17 protein-coding genes are annotated in these 24,220 nt (G+C 41.2%); 5 read left to right on the top strand and 12 right to left on the bottom strand.

What is annotated here, in order from left to right:
• Positions 1-142 precede the first annotated feature (142 nt).
• From AC6FXG_RS08275 to sufC, 7 genes are all read right to left on the bottom strand, one after another.
• A complete protein-coding gene (locus AC6FXG_RS08275; RefSeq protein WP_500572312.1) occupies positions 143-2,671 on the bottom strand; it encodes an S-layer homology domain-containing protein in 2,529 nt (842 codons plus the stop codon).
• A gap of 23 nt (positions 2,672-2,694) precedes the next feature.
• Entirely contained in the window at positions 2,695-7,476 is a 4,782-nt protein-coding gene (locus AC6FXG_RS08270; protein WP_500572311.1) for an SHIRT domain-containing protein, read from the bottom strand.
• A 251-nt stretch (positions 7,477-7,727) separates the two neighbouring features.
• Entirely contained in the window at positions 7,728-8,156 is a 429-nt protein-coding gene (gene sufU / locus AC6FXG_RS08265) for a Fe-S cluster assembly sulfur transfer protein SufU (protein WP_500572310.1), read from the bottom strand.
• Entirely contained in the window at positions 8,143-9,360 is a 1,218-nt protein-coding gene (locus tag AC6FXG_RS08260) for an aminotransferase class V-fold PLP-dependent enzyme (protein ID WP_500572309.1), read from the bottom strand. Before AC6FXG_RS08260 ends, sufU begins: the two co-directional genes overlap by 14 nt.
• Position 9,361: 1 nt before the next feature.
• On the bottom strand, positions 9,362-10,279 hold the full coding sequence (locus AC6FXG_RS08255) for a SufB/SufD family protein (protein ID WP_500572308.1): 918 nt from the start codon (positions 10,277-10,279) through the stop codon (positions 9,362-9,364).
• A gap of 8 nt (positions 10,280-10,287) precedes the next feature.
• Positions 10,288-11,700 carry a Fe-S cluster assembly protein SufB gene (sufB, locus tag AC6FXG_RS08250; protein ID WP_500572307.1) on the bottom strand — a complete coding sequence of 471 codons (1,413 nt, stop codon included), beginning with the start codon at positions 11,698-11,700 and terminating at the stop codon, positions 10,288-10,290.
• 1 nt (position 11,701) lies between these two features.
• Complete coding sequence (gene sufC, locus AC6FXG_RS08245; RefSeq protein WP_500572306.1) at positions 11,702-12,433, bottom strand: Fe-S cluster assembly ATPase SufC; 732 nt, start codon at positions 12,431-12,433, stop codon at positions 11,702-11,704.
• Between the two features lie 538 nt (positions 12,434-12,971).
• On the opposite strand from sufC, the gene AC6FXG_RS08240 reads away from it, so the two are divergent.
• From AC6FXG_RS08240 to AC6FXG_RS08220, 5 genes are read left to right on the top strand one after another with little or no spacing between them, the layout of a single operon-like run.
• Entirely contained in the window at positions 12,972-13,844 is an 873-nt protein-coding gene (locus AC6FXG_RS08240; protein WP_500572305.1) for a hypothetical protein, read from the top strand.
• Between the two features lie 13 nt (positions 13,845-13,857).
• Positions 13,858-15,084: an aminopeptidase gene (locus AC6FXG_RS08235; RefSeq protein WP_500572304.1), complete on the top strand. Its 1,227-nt coding sequence runs from the start codon at positions 13,858-13,860 to the stop codon at positions 15,082-15,084.
• 8 nt (positions 15,085-15,092) lie between these two features.
• On the top strand, positions 15,093-15,968 hold the full coding sequence (locus AC6FXG_RS08230; protein WP_500572303.1) for a hypothetical protein: 876 nt from the start codon (positions 15,093-15,095) through the stop codon (positions 15,966-15,968).
• Complete coding sequence (locus AC6FXG_RS08225; protein ID WP_500572302.1) at positions 15,961-17,034, top strand: cation diffusion facilitator family transporter; 1,074 nt, start codon at positions 15,961-15,963, stop codon at positions 17,032-17,034. Before AC6FXG_RS08230 ends, AC6FXG_RS08225 begins: the two co-directional genes overlap by 8 nt.
• Entirely contained in the window at positions 16,995-17,495 is a 501-nt protein-coding gene (locus AC6FXG_RS08220; protein ID WP_500572301.1) for a dihydrofolate reductase, read from the top strand. Before AC6FXG_RS08225 ends, AC6FXG_RS08220 begins: the two co-directional genes overlap by 40 nt.
• 292 nt (positions 17,496-17,787) lie before the next feature.
• Here AC6FXG_RS08220 and AC6FXG_RS08215 read toward each other — a convergent pair whose 3' ends face one another.
• The 5 genes from AC6FXG_RS08215 to AC6FXG_RS08195 all read right to left on the bottom strand — a co-directional run bounded on the left by AC6FXG_RS08215 (position 17,788) and on the right by AC6FXG_RS08195 (position 24,214).
• Positions 17,788-18,354 carry a hypothetical protein gene (locus tag AC6FXG_RS08215; protein WP_500572300.1) on the bottom strand — a complete coding sequence of 189 codons (567 nt, stop codon included), beginning with the start codon at positions 18,352-18,354 and terminating at the stop codon, positions 17,788-17,790.
• A complete protein-coding gene (locus AC6FXG_RS08210) occupies positions 18,347-19,246 on the bottom strand; it encodes an AAA family ATPase (protein WP_500572299.1) in 900 nt (299 codons plus the stop codon). Before AC6FXG_RS08210 ends, AC6FXG_RS08215 begins: the two co-directional genes overlap by 8 nt.
• Positions 19,236-19,487 carry a hypothetical protein gene (locus tag AC6FXG_RS08205; protein ID WP_500572298.1) on the bottom strand — a complete coding sequence of 84 codons (252 nt, stop codon included), beginning with the start codon at positions 19,485-19,487 and terminating at the stop codon, positions 19,236-19,238. The genes AC6FXG_RS08210 and AC6FXG_RS08205 overlap by 11 nt, the downstream gene beginning before the upstream one ends.
• Positions 19,488-19,995: 508 nt before the next feature.
• The gene (locus tag AC6FXG_RS08200) at positions 19,996-23,499 is read right to left on the bottom strand and encodes an FtsX-like permease family protein (protein WP_500572297.1); all 3,504 of its coding nucleotides are present in this window, start codon (positions 23,497-23,499) and stop codon (positions 19,996-19,998) included.
• Between the two features lie 4 nt (positions 23,500-23,503).
• The gene (locus AC6FXG_RS08195; protein ID WP_500572296.1) at positions 23,504-24,214 is read right to left on the bottom strand and encodes an ABC transporter ATP-binding protein; all 711 of its coding nucleotides are present in this window, start codon (positions 24,212-24,214) and stop codon (positions 23,504-23,506) included.
• Between the last annotated feature and the right edge of the window lie 6 nt (positions 24,215-24,220).

Here is a 24,220-nt window from a genome sequence, read left to right as displayed (position 1 = left end):
AATCCCTATGCCCACAAAAACAAAACCACCACCGCTAGTTAAAAATAAAATAAAAAGGCCGGCTGATATTAAAAATCAACTGGCTTTTTTTCTCAAAAATCCCAAACAAAAAAGAGGCCGAAGCCTCTTTCTTAAAAACTATTTACCTGTACAGGTCTCTTTGAAATCTAACTTGGTCGACATTTGTCTTGTACTCGTCGTTGTTCAAAATTTCCTTGTAGGTCTTGATGTCTTCGATAGCGGTTGTTGGTCCGTCATCATAAGTTGCATGGTTGACCCAGAGGTCATATCTGCTGTCCTTGTTATCGTAATTTACAAAATAAGTGTTAGCAGCTGTTATGATTTCGTAGTAGGACCACATATCTTTGTCAATGTCTTTGAAGGTCTTTAGACTGTCAATGTATTCATCGATATATCTTTGGTCAACAGGTCTGGCGAATGCCTTGTTGGCAATGGCCACTACTTCTTCACGAGTGATTACCTTGTCTACATCAAAAGCCTTTGTGCCGTCTTGATAAATCTTTAACCAGCCTTCCTTGGCTGCGGCATTTACTTCTGCCTTTGCCCAGTGGTCGTCTCTCATGGTCATGATGTTTTCAATTGAGTCGCTTAGCTTTTGGAAGCGTTTCAAAGTTGAAATCAATTCGCCTTGGGTGATTTCCCTGGTTGGTTCAAAGTTGCCCATGTCTGTTCCCTTGAAGATGCCTGCATTTGTAACTCTGGCAACAGCCTTTGCATACCAAGCGTTTGCATCTACGTCAGGATAATTTACATGTGAGTCATCAAAGTAAGTCTTGTCATAGTCCAGTGCTCTTGCAAAAATTTCTGCAATCTCTGCTCTGGTGATCCCCTTGTAAGGCATAAAGTCGCCTTCATTACCCTTTACATACCATCTGTATAGATCATAAGTTCTTTCTTTTGCTTCAGTATTTTTGTTGAGGTAATCAGGACTAGGATCATACCAGTAACCAGGATCGTATGGCTCTGGCTTTGGTTCTGGTTCTGGTTCAGGTTCTTCTTCCTTGAAAACATAAGATAGCTTTACTGGGTCCTTGACTTCACTTTCATCAATTCCTAAATTTTGTTCTAATGGAACAGTGAATCCATATGCACTAATACTTCCTGCTGATGCAAATACGTGACCTTGGATAGATCCAGTTACTTTAATGTTTTCTTTACCTTGACCCTCTGCAAGGGCCTTGGCTTTTTTATCAGAAATCCTTACTATGTCTTTATTTTTAAGACCATCTTCAGATCCCATAACTCTTAGAGTCATATTGGAAATAATTGTTTCCGCAATGTTTTTGCCTTCTTCTGCTTTAATAGCACTTTCAGGAATTCTTTCTCCATCAGCTTTGCGGTGACCATACTCATTACTTTCCCATTCTCTCAATACAACTCTAACTGTAATATTTCTATAATTTTTCTTATTTCCTTTATCATCTTTGTAGTCTGTCTTGACATTGAATTGTGTTCTTGGATCATCACCCTTTACATTTGCTTTAAAGTCATCAATTTCATTTAAAACAACTTTTTCACCTTTTTCATTGTATCCAAAGGCGTATAGAGGTCTCCAAGAGTAGCTCTTAAATTCTAAACCTAAATTATCAGGAATTACTAGGCCATCATCATCACCAAAGTTCATATTTAAGTCAACATAGGTATAACCTGCAGCTTCTCCATCAGCAGTTGGGAAACCCTCAGTTAAATCTTCTTTCTTGTATCTATCAAAGTAATCATAGCTTAAAATTGGTCTCATTGCATTGCTGCCAGCCTTATTTCTGTAGGCAAGCATGGCAACAACCCAATCCATTTCAAATTCAGCCTTCAAAGTAACTTCATTTATTGTCTTGTCATCGTCTGTCTTTTTGTAATAATCGACAATTTTATCTCCTGATTCATGGTTTTCAGTATTTTTTAAAACATCCTCAGGCTTTACATTTTCATTAATCGTTACTTTATTATTATTTACCCTTCCTTTTAAATTTTCCAAAACACCACTTAAAGCAGTCAAAGAGAATGGATCTTGAGGAAATGGTTTTCCATAAGGATTGTTTATTTCATAGTAAACAGCATAAAGTTTTGCATCTGCTGGAATACCATCTGGAAATACATCTGAAATCTTATCTTCTGGTGAGAAGATTCTTGCTCCTTCTGGTAAAATACCATTTTCTTTAGGTTCTTTATCTGACCAAACCAAAAATTGTTTGGCTAGGCCTCTTAATAAACCAGAATTATATTCAGGCTTGCCAATTTTATCATCTGGTCCATAAAATTTATCCGTGTTAATCTTTTTACTTGAATCATCTACCCATTGCCCAACAAGGGTTACATTTGGTGTACCTTCGCCAACAGCTTCTTTTGGCTCTTCTTCGCTTACTTCAATTTTTTCTTCTTTTTTCTCTTCTACTTCTTCAACAGGCTTTTCTTCTTCAGTTTCTCCTGTTACTTCTTCTGTTTTATCTTCAACAGTTACTTCAACAGAAACTTTTCCGTCTTCCTTATCTTCTTCTTTTTCTTCTTGCACTTCTTGCTTTTCTTCTTGGCCTTGTGCCTGTTCTTCCACAACTTCTCTGCCTTCTGCGTTTTCTACATTTTCTGCTAGGGCGTGGAAGGGGACAAGGCTGACCAGCATTAGCAAGGCCAGCAAGATACTTAATGTTCTTTTCATAAGTCCTCCATCAATTTAATTTTTTACTTGTTGTAATGGTATTTTGGCGGGGTGAAGACGAATCTTTCTTCGTTAACTTCCAACCACCTTTCGTCCATACCGTTTGCCAATCTTTCAAAGATGTGACCATTGGCAGCCTCGTGGATTTCGTAGTAAGCCCAGTGGCTGGTTGGCAGGTCAGTAAAATCTTTCAAAAGATATTTGTTTCTATCAATAAAATCCTTGTCTGGGTGTCTGTTTACCAACTTGTTGGCAATCTTGACCGCCTCTGACCTGGAAATATTATTGTCTGGTTTAAAAGTTCCGTCCAAGTAACCGTTGATCCATCCCTTAGCAGAAGATGAAACGATATACTTGTAAGCCCAATAAGTCTCGTCCACGTCACTGTAAGGATTTGTACCAGTTTGCAAAGCTTCAAAACTTTCTACAATCTTTACAAATTCCGCCCTGGAAATCTTGTTATCAGGCTTGAAGGTCCCATCTTCGTAACCGTTGATGATGCCCCACTCTGCCAAGTAAGCGATTTCCTTGTAGCACCAGTAATTTTCATCCACGTCGGAAAAATCTTCGTGATAATTGTAATTGTCGCCCGGGTATTCCTTGAAGAGCCTTGCAAACATAGCAGCTGCTTCGCCCCTGGTCATCTCACCTTCAGGTTTGAAAGTCCAGTCAGGGTAACCAAACATATAAATCTTGTGGTCATCCTTGTTGAGCTCAGGCCTTTCGATAGGTTCTTCTTCGACAGGTTCTTCCTCAACAGGTTCTTCCTTTGGATCTTCTCTCAAATATGGAGGACTAGGTTCGTACCAATAACCAGGATCGTATGGTTCAGGCTTTGGTTCAGGCTTTGGTTCTGGTTTGTGTTCTTTTAATTTTGATTCTGTGCTAGATTTTTTAGAATCATTGTCGTGAGTTACTGTTGCAGTGTTTGTAACTTTTTTTGCTTTTACATCAGCTTCTGTAACTGTGTAAGTGTAAGTGTAAGTTTTTTCTGCACCTACTTCTAAAGTGAATGTGCTATCTGTAATATTAACTAATGAGTCTTTGATAGTTAAGTTTTCTAGCTTCTTTTCTCCAGTATTCTTAACTGTGACTGTATAAGTTAAAACATCGCCTGCTTTTTCATAAGTTGCCTTGTCAACAGATTTTGTAACAGTGAAATCAGATTTTTGTTCTGGATCAGATTTAGCCGCAAAAGTCCAAGTTCCTACAAATTTTACATCAGCTTTATCTATTGTTTTTGAATTTGCATCCCATTTTGTAAATGTCCATTTGCCATTGTTTTCAGTATCTTCATATGTTGTTTGAGTTGGGTCTTTTGCGTTTACTGTTGCACCATCTTCATATTCTGTGTTATCAGTTGGTTTGAATCCTTCAATTGCTGTTGGTAATGTTTTTCCATCAGTTCCACTCTTAAATTCATATGTTGCTTTATATTTTGTTTGTGGTTTTGCAGCAAAAGTCCATGTTCCTACGAATTTTACATCGGCTTTATCTATTGTTTTTGAATTTGCATCCCATTTTGTAAATGTCCATTTGCCATTGTTTTCAGTATCTTCATATGTTGTTTGAGTTGGGTCTTTTACGTTTACTGTAGCACCATCAGCATAGTCTGTTGTGTCTGTTGGTTTGAATCCTTCAATTGCTGTTGGAAGTGCTTTTCCGTCTGTTCCGCTCTTAAATTCATATGTTGCTTTATATTTTGTTTGTGGTTCTGGTTCTTTTTCTGCAAATGTCCATGTGCCTACAAATTTTACATCAGCTTTATCTATTGTTTTTGAATTTTCATCCCATGAAGTAAATGTCCATGTGCCATTATTTTCAGTATCTTCATATGATGTTTGAGTTGGTTGCTTTGCATTTACAGTTGCCTTGTCATCATATTCGGTATCATCTGTTGGTTTGTATCCTTCAATTGCTGCTGGAAGTGCTTTACCTTCTGTGCCACTCTTAAATTCATACGTTGCTTTATACTTATTTGTAAAAGTATTTGTAAAGCTATATCCATCATCACTCTTGGTTGAAGTGTAATGATCTACTGGAGTTTCTTCTAAAGTGTATTTTACTTCTTTTTTGTCTTTATATTTTGGAAGTTTTTCAAATTTCCAAGAATTGCCTGTTTTAGAATTATTTGTAGCATTTCCGTCTTCATATAAAGTTACAGTAACTTCAGTTGGTTGTTTATCTACTGGATTTTCGCCATGTTCCCAATTTTTGCTGCCTTCTATAGTTATATACTCAGTTGAGTTTTTAATTGTAAATCCATCTATATCATTACCGGTCACAACGCCTACTTCATATCCAGTATATTGTTCTGGAACTTCTTTGACTTGATATCCATAAAATCTTTTCGGTACTTCAATGTTTCTAATTTTGCCCTTCCAGTTATTTTGAGCATTAAGTTCTATTGAATTTTTTAACGGTTGACGTCCTGAATATAGCCTAACTTTGACACTTTCTGGACGGTTGCCATACTTATTATCTTCATCATCCCAAACTTTTTCAACTAAAATAACTTTTTCCCAACCAGCATAAAGTGTGTATTCATTTGGATTAATGATTGTTGTTATTTCACCAGTACCTTCGACAAGTTTTTGATTTTCAACAAGTGTTTTACCACTTTGTTTTTTATCAGCTTTATCATCTTTTACTATCGGTTCTTCATACCATCCTGTAAATTCATAGCCTTTACGTTTTGGCTCAGGGATTAATTCTGCTAATTTTTCTCCTTGGGCATAAATGTCATAGATGTCTTCTTTTTGATCTTCAGATGGTAATTTAGTTAATATACCATTCTCATCATCTCGGCCTGGATTAACATCTTCAAATTTAGCAGGAGTTTGTGGATATCCATTTGCGTGTAAAATCAACTTAACTCTTTGACCTAGGACAACTTGCTTTGATTGTGGATTTAAAACAAAGTCCCAAGTGCCAACGCTTTCATGATCGCCAAATTCTGCTATTGCTTGAGTTGTATCGTTAGAGTCGTAATGAAGCTTTTGTGCGTCCAAATATGTCGGAGTATATCCTTCTGTACCTTTTGCAACAACATAGCCAACTTTTCTATGTTGACTTTCTTCAAAAACTTTTATATTTGCATTTGTTGAATCAGTTGTCTTTTCTTTTTCACTAATGGAAACATTAATTTTATTTGTTAATGCTCCTGTCAATAAAATACTTGATTGTCCATCAAAAACTCTGACATCATTATCATCAAATGTAGCTTTTGGTGTTATGATAACGTCTGCGTCAGCATAAATATTAATACCACTTTTTTCTTTACCATCTATAAAATGATTGTGTCCAGTAGAATTATCTCCTTTTTGATTACCAGAAATTGTGGCTTCGTCAATTTTTAATCTAGTTCCACCATGATAAATTCCACCAACCATTTGATAGCCAGTATTACCAGTAATTTTAGCTCCGCCTGTAATCTCTAGGTCACCCATATTATAAATACCTGCAGCAACATTTGATGTTGTTTGACCAGAAATAGTTACGCCTTCAATCTTAACAGTATTGCCTTCTCCAATATACATACAGCCACCATAAGAATTAGCATCCCAAGTATATGCAGCTGCGTTTTGAATAGTTGTATTTTTTAGAGTTAAGTTTACATTTGATGAATGACCATTACCTTTTGATAAAGCAATTCCGGCTCCGTTACCATCAACCATAAAGTTTTTAATAGTTGTACCTGTAATATTAGCTGTTACAGTTGAACCATCATAGAATGAAATCGCTCCGCCTGTATTAGCTGTGTATTTACCAGCGTTCCAAGAAGCACCAGCTCCTTCAAGATTTGAATTCAATAATTCGAAGCTACCATCTTCTACTACTTGGATAAGTCCACCAGCTTCTTGAACACGAGTGCCATCTCCAGCTTTAAAATCAGAGGATTCAATAATTAAGTTTGAGCCTTCAGATGTGATTGCACCGCCAGCAACACCAAATTGTCCCTTATTAGCATCAATTTCAAAATAAGAATTTTGCACCAATACAGATTTACATCTTTCAAATTTAATTGCCCCACCTGTATTAAAAGGGCCTGGAATTTGAAAGCTTGTTCCATAGATAGTAACGTCAGTATTTGTTGCTTCTATAGCTCCACCTTGTAGACCACCGTGGCCATTGTTACTGCCAACTGAAGCTAAATGGTTTCCTACAAATTTTGTCGTCGCTTCATCTTTGCTAGCTTTATTTTCTAAATCATTGTTTATTACTAAAGTTGAATCTTCTAGCTTTATAGCTCCACCTTCACCATTGCTTGACTTACTGCCGTCAGGAGCTAGGCCAGTAGAGTTATTTAAAAATTCTCCTCCCCTAATAGTAACAATAGATCCTAAAGATAAAATTGCTCCACCGGAATAGTTCTGCTTTTCAGTAAGGCTTTCTTTATATTTTTTAGTTGAACCGTTTTGCATCTTTACATTTTCTAAATTTAAAAAGCCATTATTTACATAGACAATCCTAGCCTTATTAGCTCCGTCTAAAGTTATGTCATATAAATTTAGAGTACCAGTTACATAAAACATATTTGAATCTATTAGAGAATCCATTTTTAAATCTCCAGCTATTAATTTGCTGTTATTATTGGTCCTAATATTAATCTGTTTTGTAATCTTCAATGTCTCATCAATAGTTATATCATTATCAATATAAACGGTATCCCCATCAGTCAAGGCCTCGATTGCTACTTTCAGCTCGTAAAAACTACTTACCGTCTTATCCTCGGCCTTTACTGGCACGGCGACCATTGGTAAAATCATTGCGAGTGTGAGCAAGATGCTTATAATTTTTCTCATAGTCCCTCCAAAATATAAATTTATATAAGTTTTTCATATATACTTTCATTATATATATATATATATATAATGTCAACAGTTTTCTTAATAAGTCCAATAAATATTTTTTATAATTGTTTAACTTCTTTATTTTATTTAGATGTTTTTTATTACAAACAAAAAAGAGGCCGGGGCCTCTTCTTAAATTTTATTTTATCTAAAAAATTGCTTGTGCGTATTTTATTCTCGCAAAATATTTCTATCTGTAATCCTTACTTATCAGCCAAGATATTTTGCATGGTGTGCCAGGATAATGTCGCACACTTTACTCTGGCCGGCATATTTTTAATATTCTCCAGTACTCTGGCGTCCTTTAGGCTTTTCATTTGATCGGCCGTGAGCTTTTCCCCCCTGATCATATCCAAATAGCTTTGGATAATGACCTTGGCCTCTTCGATCGTCTGTCCTTTGATTGTGTCGATCATAAAGGATGTGGAGGCTTTTGATATGGCGCAGCCTTCCCCATGATAGGAGGCGTCTGCAATTTTGTCGCCGTCAAATTTGACCACGATTGTAATTTCGTCGCCGCATGATGGGTTGTGGCCCAGCTCTTCCACATCGGGATTTTCAATTTCCCTTTGGTTTTTCTTGGATGTGGAGGCCTCCAAGATTAAATCTGTGTATATTCTATCTAGATCCAATTTTTAAAACCTCCTTTACATATTCTATGGCCTCGACTAGTTTGTCGATTTCGTCTTCTGTGTTGTAAATATAAAATGATGCACGGGCAGAAAATGGCCTGCCCAAGTACCTGTGCAAAGGTTGGGCGCAGTGGTGGCCGCTTCTTACCATGACTCCCCTGGTGTCTAAGATCGTCGCTATGTCGTGGGGGTGGGCGTCTGCAATATTAAAAGACATAACTGCAAGCCTGTCCTTGGAGTCGGCCGTGTACATTTGCACGCCGTCAATGGCAGATAATTTCGCATAAGCGATTTCAGCCAAGTGGTCTTCGTAAGCGTGGACTTGGTCCATGCCGATGGCATTTAAATAATCTATGGCCGCTGCCAATCCCACAGCTGCACCTACATTTTGCGTGCCTGCTTCAAAACGGGCTGGCGCATCCAGGTAAGTCGCGTGGGTCTCGTAGACATATTCAATCATATCGCCCCCGTAAAGGAGGGGACTAAGTTCATTTAGCTTTTCTTCCTTGCCGTACAAAACGCCGATGCCCATTGGGGCTAGCATCTTGTGGCCGGAGAAAGCCAAGAAGTCGCAGTCCATATCGACCACATCGGTTTTCTTGTGGGGGACGGATTGGGACCCGTCAACGATAATCGTGGCGTCAGATTTTGCACGAATTTCCTTGATCAATTTTTTGGCATCTGTAATATAGCCTGTGACATTTGACGCCTCTTGGAAGGAAACGACCTTGGTCTTGGCGTTTACTTTTGATAAAAATTCGTCTATGTCCAACTCTCTTTTGTCATTTAAATATCCGATGACGAGCTTTGCTCCAGTCGCCTTTGCCACTTCTTGCCAGTTGACAAAGTTGGCGTGGTGTTCGGCGATTGTAATTAAGATTTCGTCGCCATCTTTAAGGGTCCTCATAAAATAATTGGAGAGGATGTTTAAAGATTCAGTTGCATTTTTGGTAAAGACGATTTCCCTTTCGGATTTTGCATTTATAAATTTTGCTACAGTGGCCCGGGCATTTTCGTAAGAATCAGTCGCCGCTTGGCCAAATTTATGGGCCGACCTGTGGGGGTTTGCATTTGCAGACTTGTAGTAATCCATGACTGCATCCAAGACTGCCTGCGGCTTTTGAGTTGTCGCAGCCGAGTCCAAATAGTGGGCGCCCTCGGTCAGGATTGGAAAATCTTTTTTGATTTGTTTGGCGTCTAGCATTTTATCTTCCCCTTATAATTTCTTCCAGCCTCTTCATGGCCAGGTCCTTGGTGTCCTTATCCATCATGTCCATGGCTGGTTGGAAGTGGCCTTCCACTACCATAAGTGTGGCCGTATCCCTGTCGATTCCCCGTGAGCTGATATAGTCGATTGTCCTTTCGTCAGGCTGCTTGAGGGTTGCCCCGTGGGCGGCCTCGATTGAGTCTTCGCCAACCAAAAGTATTGGCACAGTTACGTTTTTAAAATCGTCGCCAACGGCAATAACCGTTTCAATTTCTTCGCCCTTGGACCCGTAACAGCCCTTTGGAAAATCGATATTGTATTTGTAAAGCTTGGATGCCCCATCGTCCAGGACCCCGTTCATGTTTAGTAAACTTTCGGTTTCCTTGGAGTCGTGGATGACTTCCAAATTCATATCGTAATTCGATCCGTCGCCTGCATAGTAAGCTGCCTCCATGTGCATCTTGGCATTTTTTTCTTTCAAATGCGAATGGATATTGTAATAAATGTGGTGGCCTTCCAAGAAAATCATGCCCATTTCAAGCTCGGCCCCTTCGTTTACAATAAATTCCACGTCAGCTAGCAGGTCTCCCCCCTTTAAATCGTAGAGGAAAAAGAGTTTGGCCTTTGCGTTTTTTTGCAGCTCGATCTTGAGCCTTTGGGCTTGCTTGTCTTGGCCTGTAAAGATGATTCCATTTTGCACTTGACCGCCTTCAAGGACGATAAAGTGGTCGCCCTCAATGGCCCAGCCGTCGGTATTTTGAACTTGTCTTTTGATTTCTTTGTCTTGTACTTCTATTGGATTTAAATCACTAGCGTAGAGGAGGTCAAAACCCTTTAGAATTTCGGCGTCTCTAATTTCCGTGTGATTAACCTTTAAATGTTTATATGTTGGAAATGAAATTTTATTTACTTGCATACTATCACCTAACCTACAGTTCCTTCTAGTTCCAGATTGATTAAATTGTTCATCTCAACAGCGTATTCGAGTGGAAGTTCTCTGGAGATTGGCTCAGCAAATCCGCGAACGATCATGGACTTGGCTTCGACTTCTCCCAGGCCCCTGCTCATCATGTAGTCGAGGACCTCTTGGTCGACCTTGCCGATGGCGGCTTCGTGGCCGGCCACAGCGTCTGGACAAGAGTTTATAATTACTGGAATGGTGTCGGCCCTGGATTCGTTGTCCAGCATGAGCGATTCACAAGATGCGGCTGACTTTGATCCGTGGGCGTTTTTGGCAAACTGAACCGTAGACCTAAAGACTGAAATGCCGCCTGATTTTGAAATGGATCTTGAGTCGACATTACTCATGGTGTTTGGCGCGTTGTGGAAAATTTGCACGCCCGATTCAATAATTTGTCCGCTGCCTGCAAAGTTTAATGTCAGATTGTCTGAAATTGCGTTTTCGCCGTTTAAAATTGATCCCGGATAGAGCATGGAAACTTTTGAACCAAAAGATCCGCCCACCCATTCGATGTGGCCGTTCTTTTCGACAACTGCCCTCTTGGTGTTTAGGTTATACATATTCCTGGACCAGTTTTCAATTGAAGTGAAGTTCAAGTGAGCCCCTTCTTCGACAAAGAGTTCAACAGATCCCGCGTGAATATTTAAAACATTGTACTTAGGAGCAGAACAGCCTTCGATAAATCTGCATGAGGCTCCCTCGTCCACGATAATCATGGTGTGTTCAAATTGGCCAGCGCCTGGTGCATTCAAACGATAATAAGTTTGCAGGGGCACGTCAACCTTGACTCCCTTTGGCACGTAGACAAAGGTCCCCCCTGACCAAACTGCATAGTGGAGGGCGGCGTACTTGTGAAGGCCGGCTGGGATTGCCTTTTGGAAATATTTTCTAACCAAGTCCTCGTGTTCTTGGACGGCTGTGTCGAAGTCCAAAAATATAACGCCTTGGTCGGTTAATTCTTTTTGTACATTGTGGTAGACGACCTCTGAGTCAAATTGAGCGCCAACCCCAGAAAGCAATGATTTCTTTTCAGCTTCAGGTATCCCCAACTTGTCAAACATGGATTTGATTTCATCAGGAACCGCTTCCCAATTGTCTTCCATATCTGCATCAGGGCTGATGTAGGTGGAGATGTTATCCAAGTCTACTTCGCTCAAGTCCGGACCCCAAACAGGATTTTCCAGCTTGTAGAAAATATCTACAGCCTTTAACCGGAGGTCCAGCATCCACTCAGGTTCGTTTTTTTCCTTTGAGATGGCCCTTACGATATCATAAGTCAGACCATTGTCGAGTTTTTTTCTAAACTTGACGTCGGAAATGGTATCGTAGACCCCTCTTTCTATATCATCAACTTGCGTTCTTTTTCTTTGTGTCATATTATCCCCTCAAAAAACCAAAGCCTTCTGCATCAATTCTTTGCATCAAATCTTCTGTGCCAGTCTTGACCAGCTTGCCGTCCATAATTACGTGGACATAATCGCTGTAAACGTGGCGAAGGATTTCGTGGTGGTGGGTGATTACAATCAGGCTGGAGTTGTCTCTTTCCCTAAACTTTTCAATGCCGCGGCCGACCACATCAATGGCATCGACGTCGAGGCCTGAGTCAGTTTCATCAAGGATGGCGAGTTCTGGTTCTAGCATCAAGAGTTGTAAGATTTCAGATTTTTTCTTTTCACCGCCAGAAAAACCAACGTTTACATACCTGTCCTTGTAAGAAGGATCCATGTGGAGCTCTTCCATGACGGCGTCCATCTTGTCGCGAAGTTCAAAAAATCCAACTTCCTTGTCGCGGGCCTTCATGCTTGCCCTGATAAAATTTTCGAGTGTAACACCAGGGATGTCAACTGGATTTTGATAGGACATAAACATGCCCATGCGACCGCGTTTTTCTGGGCCTTCTTCTGTAACATCTTCCCCTTTAAAAATAATTTTACCATTTGTAACGGTGTAGCCACCTGTATTCATAATAACATTTGCAAGTGTGGACTTGCCGGACCCGTTAGGGCCCATTACAACGTGGACTTCGCCAGGCTTAACATCCAGATTAATGCCCTTTAAAATCTCCTTGTCCTCGATACTTGCACTAATATTTTCTAATTTTAAAAGCATAGCTCCTCCTTAAAATATATATTTGTGAGTTCCCTCATAAAAACAATAAAAAATCTACATATCCAAAAAGCCTCGCCTTCGAATATGTAGATAAAAAATTTCGGAAAAAATATGTAAATCCCTAAAAAACTATTTACTTGCCCCTTCAATGTATACCCAATTGTATCAAAAAGCCAAACAATTGTCAAATAAAAATGTAAATGATAATCTTTCTCTATACGCCCACTTTTGAAATGCAAATCATAAATTTTTTTTAGTTTTTGAGGTCGCGTGCTTTTGAAATAAAATTCGTAATATTTTTTTGACTTTGAAAGGCAAGGATTTTTGAAATGAAAATCCTAAAATTTTTTTGCCTTTTTGCGGACGCGACTTTTGATTTTCAAATTGGAATATTTTTTTGAAATTTCTCACTTGCAAATTTTCAAATAAAAATTGCATTTGCCTTTTAATTTTCTCTACGCCTATTATTAATAGAAGATATTGGGTATGTATTATTTATGATTATATGTGCAAATCTTTGAATCACAGGAGGTTTTTTATGGATAAGATTGACTATATAAATAACTTTGAATACTTTAAGATGGCCAACGAACTGGCAACAGAGCTCTACCCAGAGGAAATCGAAGACAAGGCCGAAAGGGAAATGCTCATTGATTACAAGGCTGTAATTAGAAAGGTTTTGAAATCAAAATCCAAGATTATTGCCCACGACAAGGCTGACACTTTACTTAAATTTTTAAATCCTAAACGCAAGTGGCCTTGGGATCATGGTCAAACTCTAACCATGACCTATGAAATTGAGCCCAGCTTTGAAGTGTTTTTTGAACTTTTAAATGCCTGCAATTTTCACATGGAAAACACCAATGAACATCTGATTTACAAGTTTTTGATTTTAAATGAAATCTATGACCGGGATATATTAAATTATCTCTTTGCAGTTTACGGCTTGGAAATTCCTGTGCCTGGAGATCCTTTTGCCGATGAAAAAGGCGCAATCCCGACCGAAGAGGAAGTCAAAGAAGGCAAGGCCCACATCAAGAAGGGCAAGTTTAGACCTGATACTTGCTTGTCCCTCATTAAGTTTTCTATGGAAGAGGACTTTGACTTGGCCGACAGCGAAGATGACGAAGAGGAAATCTCCAAGCTCATGAAGATGTCGGGCATCGAAGACATCGACGACCTTGACGACATCGAGGACATTGACATCGAGGACATCGATATAGAGATCGACGATGTTGAGGTCGAGGAAATTGATTTGGATATGGATATGGATATGGACTTGGACGATGAAGACTTTGATGACGAGGACGAATACGAAGAGATGAAAAAGCCGTCAAAGACAACTCTAAAGACCAAACCTTTAATTCAAAAGACCCCTGACGATAAAAATAAAAACAAAAATAAAAAATAAAAGGAGATTGATTATGAACGACAAAAAATATGCAGAATTAATTATCAAAGAGGCCCTAGCCGTACAAAAACGCGAAAATCCAATCATCTGGATCAACGCCAACACAGAAAACCTGCCCTTTGCCAGAGAGCTCACAAAGATGGCCTACGAATGTGGGGCCGCTGAGGTAAAGGTAAATATAAATGACGAAGTTTTATCCAGATTAAATATGGAGGGCATGAGCGAAGAAAGGCTGGCCCACTTTGGCGAATACAAGCTGGACGAACGCATGGACTACATCAAAGACGGAGTCGCTTTTATTTCCATTACAGGATCTGACCCAGATTTATTTAAAGGCATCGATCCAAAGCGCCTGCAAATTAGAAATCGCGCTTCATCAAAGGTCATGAAGCCTGCCATGAAATACACCATGAACGACATCAACTCATGGACAGTTGTGGGCTACCCAACCAAGGCCTGGGCCAAAAATGTTTTCCCAGACCTGAACGAAGACGAAGCCTTTGAAAGATTAAAGACAGAAATTTTTAAAACTGTTAGACTGGACCACGAAGATCCTGTTGCAGCTTGGGAAGAACACTTGGACAAGCTGGCAAAGAGGGGCGAGGTCCTAAACAACTTGCAATTAAAGGAATTACATTATAAGACCGACCGCGGAACTGACTTTAGGATTGGACTCCCAGAAAATCACATCTGGGTGGGCGCCGAATCAAAAGACGACAGGGGTTATCGCTTCCTACCTAACCTTCCAACCGAAGAAATTTTTACAGCTCCAAACAATAGAGTAGCTGAAGGCATTGTTTACGCAACCAAGCCTCTTAATTTGAGCGGAACCCTGGTCGAAGATTTCTGGATTCGTTTTGAAGGCGGCAAGGCAGTTGAAGTTGGCGCCAAAAAAGGCGAAGACCAATTGAAGGAATTAATCAGCCGCGACGAAGGTGCTTGCAGGCTGGGTGAAGTTGCACTAGTAAGTGTCAAGAGCCCAATCAACACTTCAGGTCTCATTTTCTACAACACACTCTTTGACGAAAACGCCTCCTGCCACCTAGCACTGGGCGCTGCATATCCAACTTGCGTGGAAGGCGGAGTCGACATGGACGACCAAGAGCTTAAAGCTCACGGCATCAATGATTCACAAATCCACGACGACTTTATGATTGGCGACGAGACTTTACCAATCGTCGGCATCGACAAGGACGGCAAAGAACATCAAATCTTCAAGAACGGAGATTTTGTAATCTAGGAGTATAAATGTATAAAAAAAATTATTACGAAGATTTAAAAGATTTAAACGCAATAAACAGGGAGGAAGATTGCTCTTCCTTCCAATTACTTACAGCCAGTGGAGAATTTTTGTGGAATAAGATGGCGGTCGCGACCCTGATTTTGGCAATCCTCATGACGGTCCTTCCCCTTATTCCCTATATTATCCATGGCAACTTGGCGGCTCACTATGTGCCAGAAAATTTGGAGTCCTATCTGAGGATCAGGACCTCAAATGCTTCCATGTGGACGGACCTGGCCAATATGGTCATCCAAGCATATTTTATATTTTTATTTTTCCTAAAGGCCAAGGACTTTGACGCTTGGGCAAACAAGTCTAAATTATTCTTGAAGGGCTTGGGAAAAATATTAGGGGCTTCAATTTTGGCCTTTATAATGCTCACCATCTATATGGTGATTGCATTCTTTTTGCTATCAGCCATTGGAACCCTTGGAACAATCATTCTGGCCTTTGGCCTGGCAGCAATTCTCTTTTTTGTTCAGGTCTTCTTCATCTCCATTATGGACGACACCAGGCTCAAGATGGGAGACGCTTGGGACAGATTAACAGATACCTTTAAGAACAAAAACTTCTGGAAGAAAATTCTCTTTATAGTTTTCCTAAACACTATCTTAAACTTAACTTATGAAAATCTTATGAAAATTATTCCAGACCCAGCCAAGGTCTACGCAGGCTTGGGCTTGGATTTTCTTTCAAATGTTTTGTCCCTCATTATTAGTGCCTTTACAATATCGAGTTTTATTTATTACTCAGACCACGTAAGATATTATCTGCCGGACACTTACGCCCGCGATTACGGACCTGACGATGACGAAAATATAAAGGAAGATCATCATGAATAATAGCGGAGAAAAAGTCGGCCTAATCGGGATCATCATGAACCTGATTATCGCCATTCCAAAAATTATCTTAGGGCTCATTAGCCAGTCCATTTCTCTTTTTACTGACGGAATTAACAACGCCTGCGACTCGATAACAGGCGTTGTCACTTATATTGGAATTAAATTATCCAAAAAGCCCATCGACAAGGACCACCCTTACGGCCACGCCCGGGCTGAATACATTGCAGGCTTTGTGATTGCAATTTTTACGGCTGTTGTGGGCATTCAATTTTTTATATCCTCGGTCAAGGTTTTGATCCATCCGCGGACGCCTGATGTGGATGCGATTGGCAGGGCCTTTTTGATTTTATCAATCGTATTGAAGGCAGGCTTTGTCTATCTCAATCATATCGAATACAAGAAACACGGGGCGACAATTTTTGTGGCCAACCGCCAAGACGCCCTCATGGATATAATTATCTCATCATTTATATTGGTCTCATCATTTTTCTTTGCCGGCCACGAATGGCTGGACGCAAGCCTAGGGATTTTGATTTCAATCCTTATCCTCTACCAAGCTTTTGAAACTTTGAAGGATACGGTCACGCCGCTTGTTGGGCCAAGTCCAATGGCCAGTGACATAGATACGATTGTCCATGCTTTAAACGAGTCAGGTTTAATTAAGAACGTTCACGATATTTATGTAGACAGACAGTCCATGGGCAAGGTCATCGCGACTGCAGACGTGGAAGTCGACCCCAATCTCACGGTCAAGGAGGTCCACAACGAAATTGAAATGATCACTGCCAATTTGAGGCAGACCGCAAACATCGACCTGGTCGTCCACGTTGAGCCCCTCATCCAAGATACTAAGCTCCTCCATATTAAGAGGCTTTTGAAAAATATCGACGGAGTGACGGGCGTCTATGATCTCATTATGGACAATGAAAATTATGTAACCCTGGCCATTAACGAAGACGACTTGCATTCAAAAGAAGATATCAAAAATCAAGCAGTGGAAATTTTAAATAAGGAGGACAAGGGCAAATGGAACATGGACATAATAGTGGGCTTTCAAAGCAAATAACTCTGATAATGGCCTGCGACGGCAATTTTAATATTGGCAAGGACGGGACCATGCTCTTTCACATACCAAAAGACCTGGCCCGCTACAAGAAAATTACCATGGGGAAAAATTTATATTGCGGGCGGAAGACCTTTGACGATATGGGGCCACTCAAAGGCAGGCGGATAATCGTTTTGTCACGGGGCGAGGTTCCCAAGGCCGACAAGGTCATCCACGACTTCGACGAGTTTAAAAAGGAACTCATGAATGACCCCAAGGGATATTTTGTGGGCGGGGCAAGTTTAACCAAGATGCTCTATCCGGACATCAGTAAGATTCTGATGACCCGGGTCTTTGAAACCTTTGATGCCGACACAGGCATAGGCGACCCCGAAGACCATGGCTTTGTCATCGCCGAAGAATCAGAGATTATGGAAGACATCGGCCTGCATTTTAAATACGTAACCTATGTAAGAAAATAAATTATAAAAAATTCGTGTAGCGGCCGTGGTTGCAGCCACGCCCAAGAGACGAGCCTCGAAATTTCCTGTAGAGGCGATCCTTTATGGTCGCCAAGAAATTTCGAAAAGGCGAATTTGATTGGCAAGCGTTGACTCACGCAACCTCTTGTCCAAGAAAACAAAATTTCTGTAGCGTCCGATTTATTTCGGACAAAAAATTTTGTTTTCTTGGCTCGAATTTTTCCTCTTTATATTCATACAATTTCATCCCATTAAAAAAGCAAGAGAAAAATCTCTTGCTTTTTTGGTGTTATTAATCATCTGATTTATTGTTGTCGCCTGTAAATTCCTGGCGAAAGTCTCTCATAGAATAGGTGTAAACATTTTTATAGACAAAGCCCTCGTACTGGTCCAGGCCAAATTGCCTGTAGCGGAGCTTGGCCTTTTTAAAAATCCCCCGCTTCAATTGGTCCTTGTAAAAGGAATTGGAAACCTTGTTGGCCTTAAAGGGATTTTTGTCGTAATTGTAAACGAGAATAAAATCCATGGTCGACCTAATAAATTCCAAGTCTCTGCCAGTAATGTCCGAATAAATTAGTGCCGAGGTCAGCATTTTTTCCCTGATGTCACGGACCAAGTCCCTATCGACAGTCCCGTTTTTAAACTCGATCATAGTGAGCTTTCCGTCACGGTCTACAAGAGCGTCCGCAGACTTGGGATGATAATAGAGATCTTTTTCGCCTACATAATCTTCCTTTACCCGGTCAAAGTCCACGGCCATCTCGTCTGACTCGGTCATGTATTCGGGATTAGCCGGATCGTGGTTGTCGATTGAAATGTCCTTGAGGGTCCTTAAATTTTTCTCGAATAACTTATTCATAGGCCTCAGCTTCCAACTTAGAAAAAGGCTCGGCCAGGCCCTTGTAAATTAAATCGATATCCTTGGTCACGTCGACAATGTCTGCAAAATCCTCGGAGTTTTCGGTCAGATAAAATTTGGCATTTAATTTTTCCTTGGCAGAATAAACCTCAAAGGCCTCGACCAAATACGGGCTGTGGGTGTTTAGTAAAATCCTGGCCTGATATTTTTTCACCAAGTCAATGCAGGTCTTGGCAAAGACCAGCTGCCACTCGGGATGCAAATGGACTTCGGGCTCGTCAAAAATCAGAACTGACTTGTTGCCCACCCAGCCATTGGCAAGAAGGGTCTTTAAAATCAAAAACATCTTGAGGCCTGACGAGGTGTTGTGCATGGACAGGCCCTCATTTTTGCTGTAGAAAAACTGATTGCCCTTTATAATCAAGTCCCCATCCACAAGAGCATTTATTCTCTCACTAGCAAAGCCCTGGCCATTTTTATTGGCCAGCATATTAAGTAAATCCATCCGCCTGGAATTTAAAACCTCCGGCAAATAAGGAGCTCCCACCTTAAAATCTAAAATATTTGGATCGTCAATATAAATAAAGTTAAAATCTCCCTTGGAAAAATTTTTGCTTTCGATTTTGCCGTCGCTATTAACTTTTAAATCGCAAACCATGTCCCCCGATATCCTAACGGACCCCTTGTCCGCCTCAAAACGGAGGACCTCGTCAAAGTCTTCGCTGAGCTTAACTCCTAAGTCCGCGCACTCGTCCATAGCCCTGGCAATGGAATACAAAACCTTGCCCACCGTCGATTTGCCGGAGTTATTTTCCCCAGCCAAAACCGCCACCGTCGATAAATCTACATCCGCCCGCCTAATCTTGCCAATATTTTCAATCTCAATCCTCATCTGACCCCTCCTTTAAGTACTTATATTTTTGAATCCACAAAATCATCATAACAAAGGCCACAAACTTATCAATCCTATTTAAAATCTCCAAGTCCTCCAAGCCCACAAAAACCCTGACCAAAAAATAAATCGCCAAAATCCATGTCATCTGAACCAAATATCCCTTGGCCAAGCCCGACACCATATAAAAAATTAATACCGCCCCAACAATCAAGGCAATAATAATATCAAAAGTTCCCATTCATCCCTCCACCCCCATTATAGCACAAGGTAGAAATATAAGAAAACCAGGCACGAAAAAAGAGCCCAAAAATTTTTGAGCCCTTTTACACATATATATTCCCTCGACCACGGGGCATCGAACCCCGTGGCCGAAATGGCCACAATAAAGTGGCCGCTACCAACGCTTCGCGTTATTTTTTAGTTTTTATTTTCTCTTTGCTTTTTTATTTCTCTAAATTTGCGAGGAAAAATTGATGGATTTTTGTAGCTTGAGACTTTTTAGGAATGAGGCGTAGTAGAGCCTACGCCGCAGTGACGAAAAAGTCGAACACTGCAAAAAGCCGCAATTTTAACCGCAAATTTAACGCGAAATATGACATTTTTCGTAACTATTTTCGCCGGAAAATCCGATGAGATTCGAAGCAGCAAATTTATCCCCGACGCAGGTGTGCTCGAGTGCACATCGAGGAGTGGGGTAAATTTAGATGCAAGAATGTCGCGGATTTAACGCGAAATAGTACGAAAAATTATTCGTAGGATTTGAGGGACTCCACCATATCAATCTCCCTCAACTGCCTTACCACAATTCTCCTAATCAAAAATACAAAGACCATGGTAATTATGGCTGAGAACAAGTACGGCTTATAAGTGAGCAGTAAATTCATCTGTATGTCGTCGGGGCTTAGGATTTCGCTGACGACACCAAGCATGCCCCAGCCGACCAAGAATCCGACCAGGATTCCTAGGACTGAAAGCATAATTGTTTCCTTATAAACATAATTGGTTAGCTCTTTGGAGTTAAAGCCCAAAACTTTTACGGTTGAGAGCTCTCTCATCCTTTCGCTGATATTGATATTGGTTAGATTGTACAAGACGACAAAGGCCAGGGCTGCCGCGCAAAGCAGGATGACCACAGTGATTATCCTGATCGATCCCATCCAGTCTTCGATGATCTTTAGGTGGTCGTCGAAGTTGGTGATGGTGAGAATCGATGTATTATCGCGGAGGCCTTCGATTGCTTTCGCTGAGGCCTTTGGGTCCTTTAATTTTACTGCGTAAGCATTTGCCTCGAAGTCCTGGCCAAAGAATTTTTCGTAGTCGGCTTTGGTCATGACTATGGCGTGGCCAATGTAGAAGTCAAACCAGTCTGCCGGATCAACAGCCACTTGGAAGTCTTGCAGATTTGAATCCTGCAAGGTCAGCTTGCCGTCAGTCAAATAATTTTGCAATTTTCGACTCATAAGCGGCCGGTCTAAATTCAATTCGACTGGCTTCTTCAAATAAATTTCCCTCTTCAAGTGAACGAAGTTGGCGAAGTCGGATGGATTTTCTGGAACCATGATTTGAACTTGTTGGTCCTTGCCTTCTTCGGCTTCCAAGAGAAGTTGGTCCATGTGCATCTTGGTATAGGCCTCGACATCGTCAGAGTCCAAAAACTTTTTCAGGTCATCAAGGCCGTCTTTTGGTAAAGATTTGTCGGTCGTAATCGTGACTTGGTAGGTGTAGACGTCTTCGAATTGGTGCTTGTCCATACCGCCAATGGCTTCCTTGAGTGAGAAGCCCAGGAAAATTAATCCCGTACAGCCAGCCACGCCAAAGATGGTCATAAACATTCTAGACTTGTAGCGGAAAACATTTCTAAGAGTTACCTTGTTTAGGAAGCTCAAACGATTCCAAATAAATGGAATTTTTTCTATCAAAATCTTCTTGGCCTTCTTTGGAGCCTTTGGTCTTAGTAAGCTTGCTGCATTTTCCTTCAGAGTCCTCTTGATAACCAAGATTATAGTAAGCACATTTGCCAAAACTCCAACCATGATGGCCGTAATATTTATGCCAATGGAAGGGGTGATTTGCAATTTTTTAATGACGAAGGAGGCGCTGTAGGCCTTGTAGATTGCCTTTAAAAGTAAGGTCGACCCTAGCGAGGCGCCTATGATGCCGCCGATCAAACTTGAAATGAGCCCATACAAAATATATTTTTGGTAGATATCCATCTTGCCATAGCCCAGGGCCTTGTAAGTTCCGATGTCGATCCTGTCCTCTTCAATCATCCGCGTCATGGTTGCAACCGAAACTAGGACTGCAATGAAGAAGAAAAATACGGGGAAAATCCAGGAAACATAGTCCAAATTTGTTGCAGATTCGTACATAAAGTAAAGGGCGTCGTTGTCCCTCCTGGTTTGAACCGCAAAGTGTGGCTCGTTTAAATTCCTGATGATCTCCTTGGCGTCGGCGATTTTCTTTTCGCCGTCGGCAATGTCAACCAGGGCGTCCTTCTTTTTCTTGTTAAAGTCGGCCAGCTTTTCGTCGTACTCGGCCTTGCCCTCAATGTACTCGCGGTTGCCTTCGTTGTACTGGATAATGGCGTCGGCAATCTTGTCATTGCCCTTTTTGATTTCGCGTGTGAGCTTGGCCTCGGCGTCTTTTAATTCGGCCTCGCCGTCCAGTAATTTCTTTTCTTCTCTGGCCAAACGATCTTTGGCGTCGTCGAGCTTTTCCTTGCCCTCGTCCAATTCTTTTTTGGCGTCGTCGAGTTTTTTCTTTTCTTCAGGAAGCTTTTCCCTAGCTTCATTTATCAATTTTAATTTATTTTTTAAATCGGTCTCAGCTTGTTGGGCTTCAGATAAACCTGCGCTGGCAGATGCCATGCCCGCTTCTGCTTGGGCCCTCTGACTAATCAGAGCCTGCTTTTGCCCTTGAAGTCCTGCGATTTGCCCTTGGGCTTCCTCATAGCCGGGTGCCCCTTGGGGAATTGCACTCAGTTGGCTGATAGCTCCTTCGATTTGGCCAATGCCCGCATCGATTTGACCAAGAGCCGCTTGGGCCTGGCTGAGCCCCATACTTGCTTGAGCCTTGCCGTTTTCAACTTCTCTAAGGCCGCGCTTTATTTTTCTTTCGTTGTCGTCGAGTTCTTTGACCCCGTCTTCGTATTTTTTGAGGCCGTCCTTGTATTTTTTTAATCCATCATTGTAGTCGGCCTCGTGGTCGGCCAATTCCTTTTTGGCATCGGCCAATTGGATTTTGCCGTCGTCGATCTTAGCCTGAGCGTCTGCCATTTCTTTTCTAGCATCGGCCTCGCCCTTGGCCAAATCTCTCTTGCCTTGGGCAATCTTCTTTTGCCCGTCGTCCAATTTTATTTTGGCATCTGCCAATTTTTTCTCGGCGTCGTTGAATTTCTTTTCGGCATCTGCAATCTGGTCCTTGGCGTCCTTGATATCGGCCTCGCCATCACGGATTTTTTTGAGATTTTTATCCTTGAGCTCTTGGAATTTTATAGCAGACCGCGGTGCAAGCAGGTCTTTGATTTCAGATTTCTTTTCACGAGCGTGATTAATATAGGCTGAGGATTCTGGATTTTTCCCAGCGATTTCCTCCAGCCTTAATTTTACAAAACTGTAGTCTGCTTCGTTAAAATTTTCTTCCAGCACATAGCCGATGGTCCCTATGCTGGTCCCCGACTTAAAGCTAACGCCCTTGAGCCCTTGCATAATGTAGTCGGTCGAGATGGCCTTGCCCACGACCGTGTAAGTATAAGTTTTGAGGGAATCGGGATCGTCGTCTTCCTTGAACTTGTCAACTTCCTTGGCAAACTGAATTTTATCGCCAATCTTTATATGGTCAAAGGTGTTTACTGCCTCAATTAAAATTTCGCCTGTCTTTTCAGGTAGGCGGCCTTCGATAACTTCAGGCACAGAAATGTCATTGCTCAGCGACTCTAGTTTGATATTTATTTTTTCATCGGGCCAATTGAGGTCAACCGAGTAACCGGCATATAAATCCTTAATTCCGTCAACCCCCTCAATGAGCCTTATGTCCTCGTCGTCAATGCCCACCGGTCCCACTATTGTCAAGTCATACATATTTTGCCTTTCGGCGTGCATGGTCGCATTGTCCCTCATGGCCGGGCCCGTAACTTTTAATCCCACCAAAACAAACACGCCCACCATAATCATTGCTGTTATGGATAAAAATCTGGTGCGTGTTTTCTTGATCTCTCTTAACATATCTTTTAAGAGTGCTTTTTTCTTCATAAAATCACCATTCAATCGTTTCAATATCTACGGGATTTTCGTTCTCGTAAATGTTCCTCACTTTGGCATCCCAAATCTCTATAACCTTGTCGGCTATTGGGGTAATGGCGGTATTGTGGGTGATAATTACAACAGTTGTATTGGTCTTTCTGGCCGTGTCTTGGAGGAGCTTTAAAATTTGCTTGCCCGTGTGATAATCGAGTGCTCCAGTTGGCTCGTCGCAAAGTAAAATTGACGGGCGTTTTGCCAAGGCCCTAGCGATTGAACAGCGTTGCTGCTCGCCGCCAGAAAGTTGCGAAGGAAAGTTATCCATCCGCTTGTCCAAACCAACTTGGGCCAAAATTTCCTCTGCAGGAATAGAATTTTCTACAATTTGGCTGGCCAGTTCCACATTTTCCTTGGCTGTTAAGTTGTTGATGAGGTTGTAAAATTGGAAGACAAAACCAATCTTGTACCTCCTGTAATTGGTGAGTTCAGCGTCTGTGGCCTGGGAAATGTCTTCGCCATCCACAATAATTTGCCCAGAGTCCGGCCTGTCCATGCCGCCCAAAATATTTAAAATGGTCGACTTGCCGGCACCCGATGGGCCAACTATAACCGTTAGCTCGCCCTTCTTTATATCAAAAGAAATATCATTGTTGGCATAGATTTTACTATTGCCAGTCCCGTAAGACTTTACGATATTTCTGACCCTTGCTCCTTCGTTCTTTTCCATAAAATG

The organism is Ezakiella massiliensis, from assembly GCF_059862345.1.
The sequence above is the reverse complement of the archived record's forward strand: the minus strand, read 5'-3'. Positions and strand labels throughout refer to the sequence as shown.

Coding starts and splice junctions, on each gene's coding strand:
- AC6FXG_RS08200 (WP_500572297.1), bottom strand. CDS start 23,499: ATGAAGAAAAAAGCACTCTTAAAAGATATGTTAAGAGAGATCAAGAAA.
- AC6FXG_RS08255 (WP_500572308.1), bottom strand. CDS start 10,279: ATGCAAGTAAATAAAATTTCATTTCCAACATATAAACATTTAAAGGTT.
- AC6FXG_RS08230 (WP_500572303.1), top strand. CDS start 15,093: ATGTATAAAAAAAATTATTACGAAGATTTAAAAGATTTAAACGCAATA.
- AC6FXG_RS08195 (WP_500572296.1), bottom strand. CDS start 24,214: ATGGAAAAGAACGAAGGAGCAAGGGTCAGAAATATCGTAAAGTCTTAC.
- sufC (WP_500572306.1), bottom strand. CDS start 12,433: ATGCTTTTAAAATTAGAAAATATTAGTGCAAGTATCGAGGACAAGGAG.
- AC6FXG_RS08240 (WP_500572305.1), top strand. CDS start 12,972: ATGGATAAGATTGACTATATAAATAACTTTGAATACTTTAAGATGGCC.
- AC6FXG_RS08225 (WP_500572302.1), top strand. CDS start 15,961: ATGAATAATAGCGGAGAAAAAGTCGGCCTAATCGGGATCATCATGAAC.
- AC6FXG_RS08205 (WP_500572298.1), bottom strand. CDS start 19,487: ATGGGAACTTTTGATATTATTATTGCCTTGATTGTTGGGGCGGTATTA.
- AC6FXG_RS08260 (WP_500572309.1), bottom strand. CDS start 9,360: ATGCTAGACGCCAAACAAATCAAAAAAGATTTTCCAATCCTGACCGAG.
- AC6FXG_RS08210 (WP_500572299.1), bottom strand. CDS start 19,246: ATGAGGATTGAGATTGAAAATATTGGCAAGATTAGGCGGGCGGATGTA.
- AC6FXG_RS08235 (WP_500572304.1), top strand. CDS start 13,858: ATGAACGACAAAAAATATGCAGAATTAATTATCAAAGAGGCCCTAGCC.
- sufB (WP_500572307.1), bottom strand. CDS start 11,700: ATGACACAAAGAAAAAGAACGCAAGTTGATGATATAGAAAGAGGGGTC.
- AC6FXG_RS08220 (WP_500572301.1), top strand. CDS start 16,995: ATGGAACATGGACATAATAGTGGGCTTTCAAAGCAAATAACTCTGATA.
- AC6FXG_RS08275 (WP_500572312.1), bottom strand. CDS start 2,671: ATGAAAAGAACATTAAGTATCTTGCTGGCCTTGCTAATGCTGGTCAGC.
- AC6FXG_RS08270 (WP_500572311.1), bottom strand. CDS start 7,476: ATGAGAAAAATTATAAGCATCTTGCTCACACTCGCAATGATTTTACCA.
- AC6FXG_RS08215 (WP_500572300.1), bottom strand. CDS start 18,354: ATGAATAAGTTATTCGAGAAAAATTTAAGGACCCTCAAGGACATTTCA.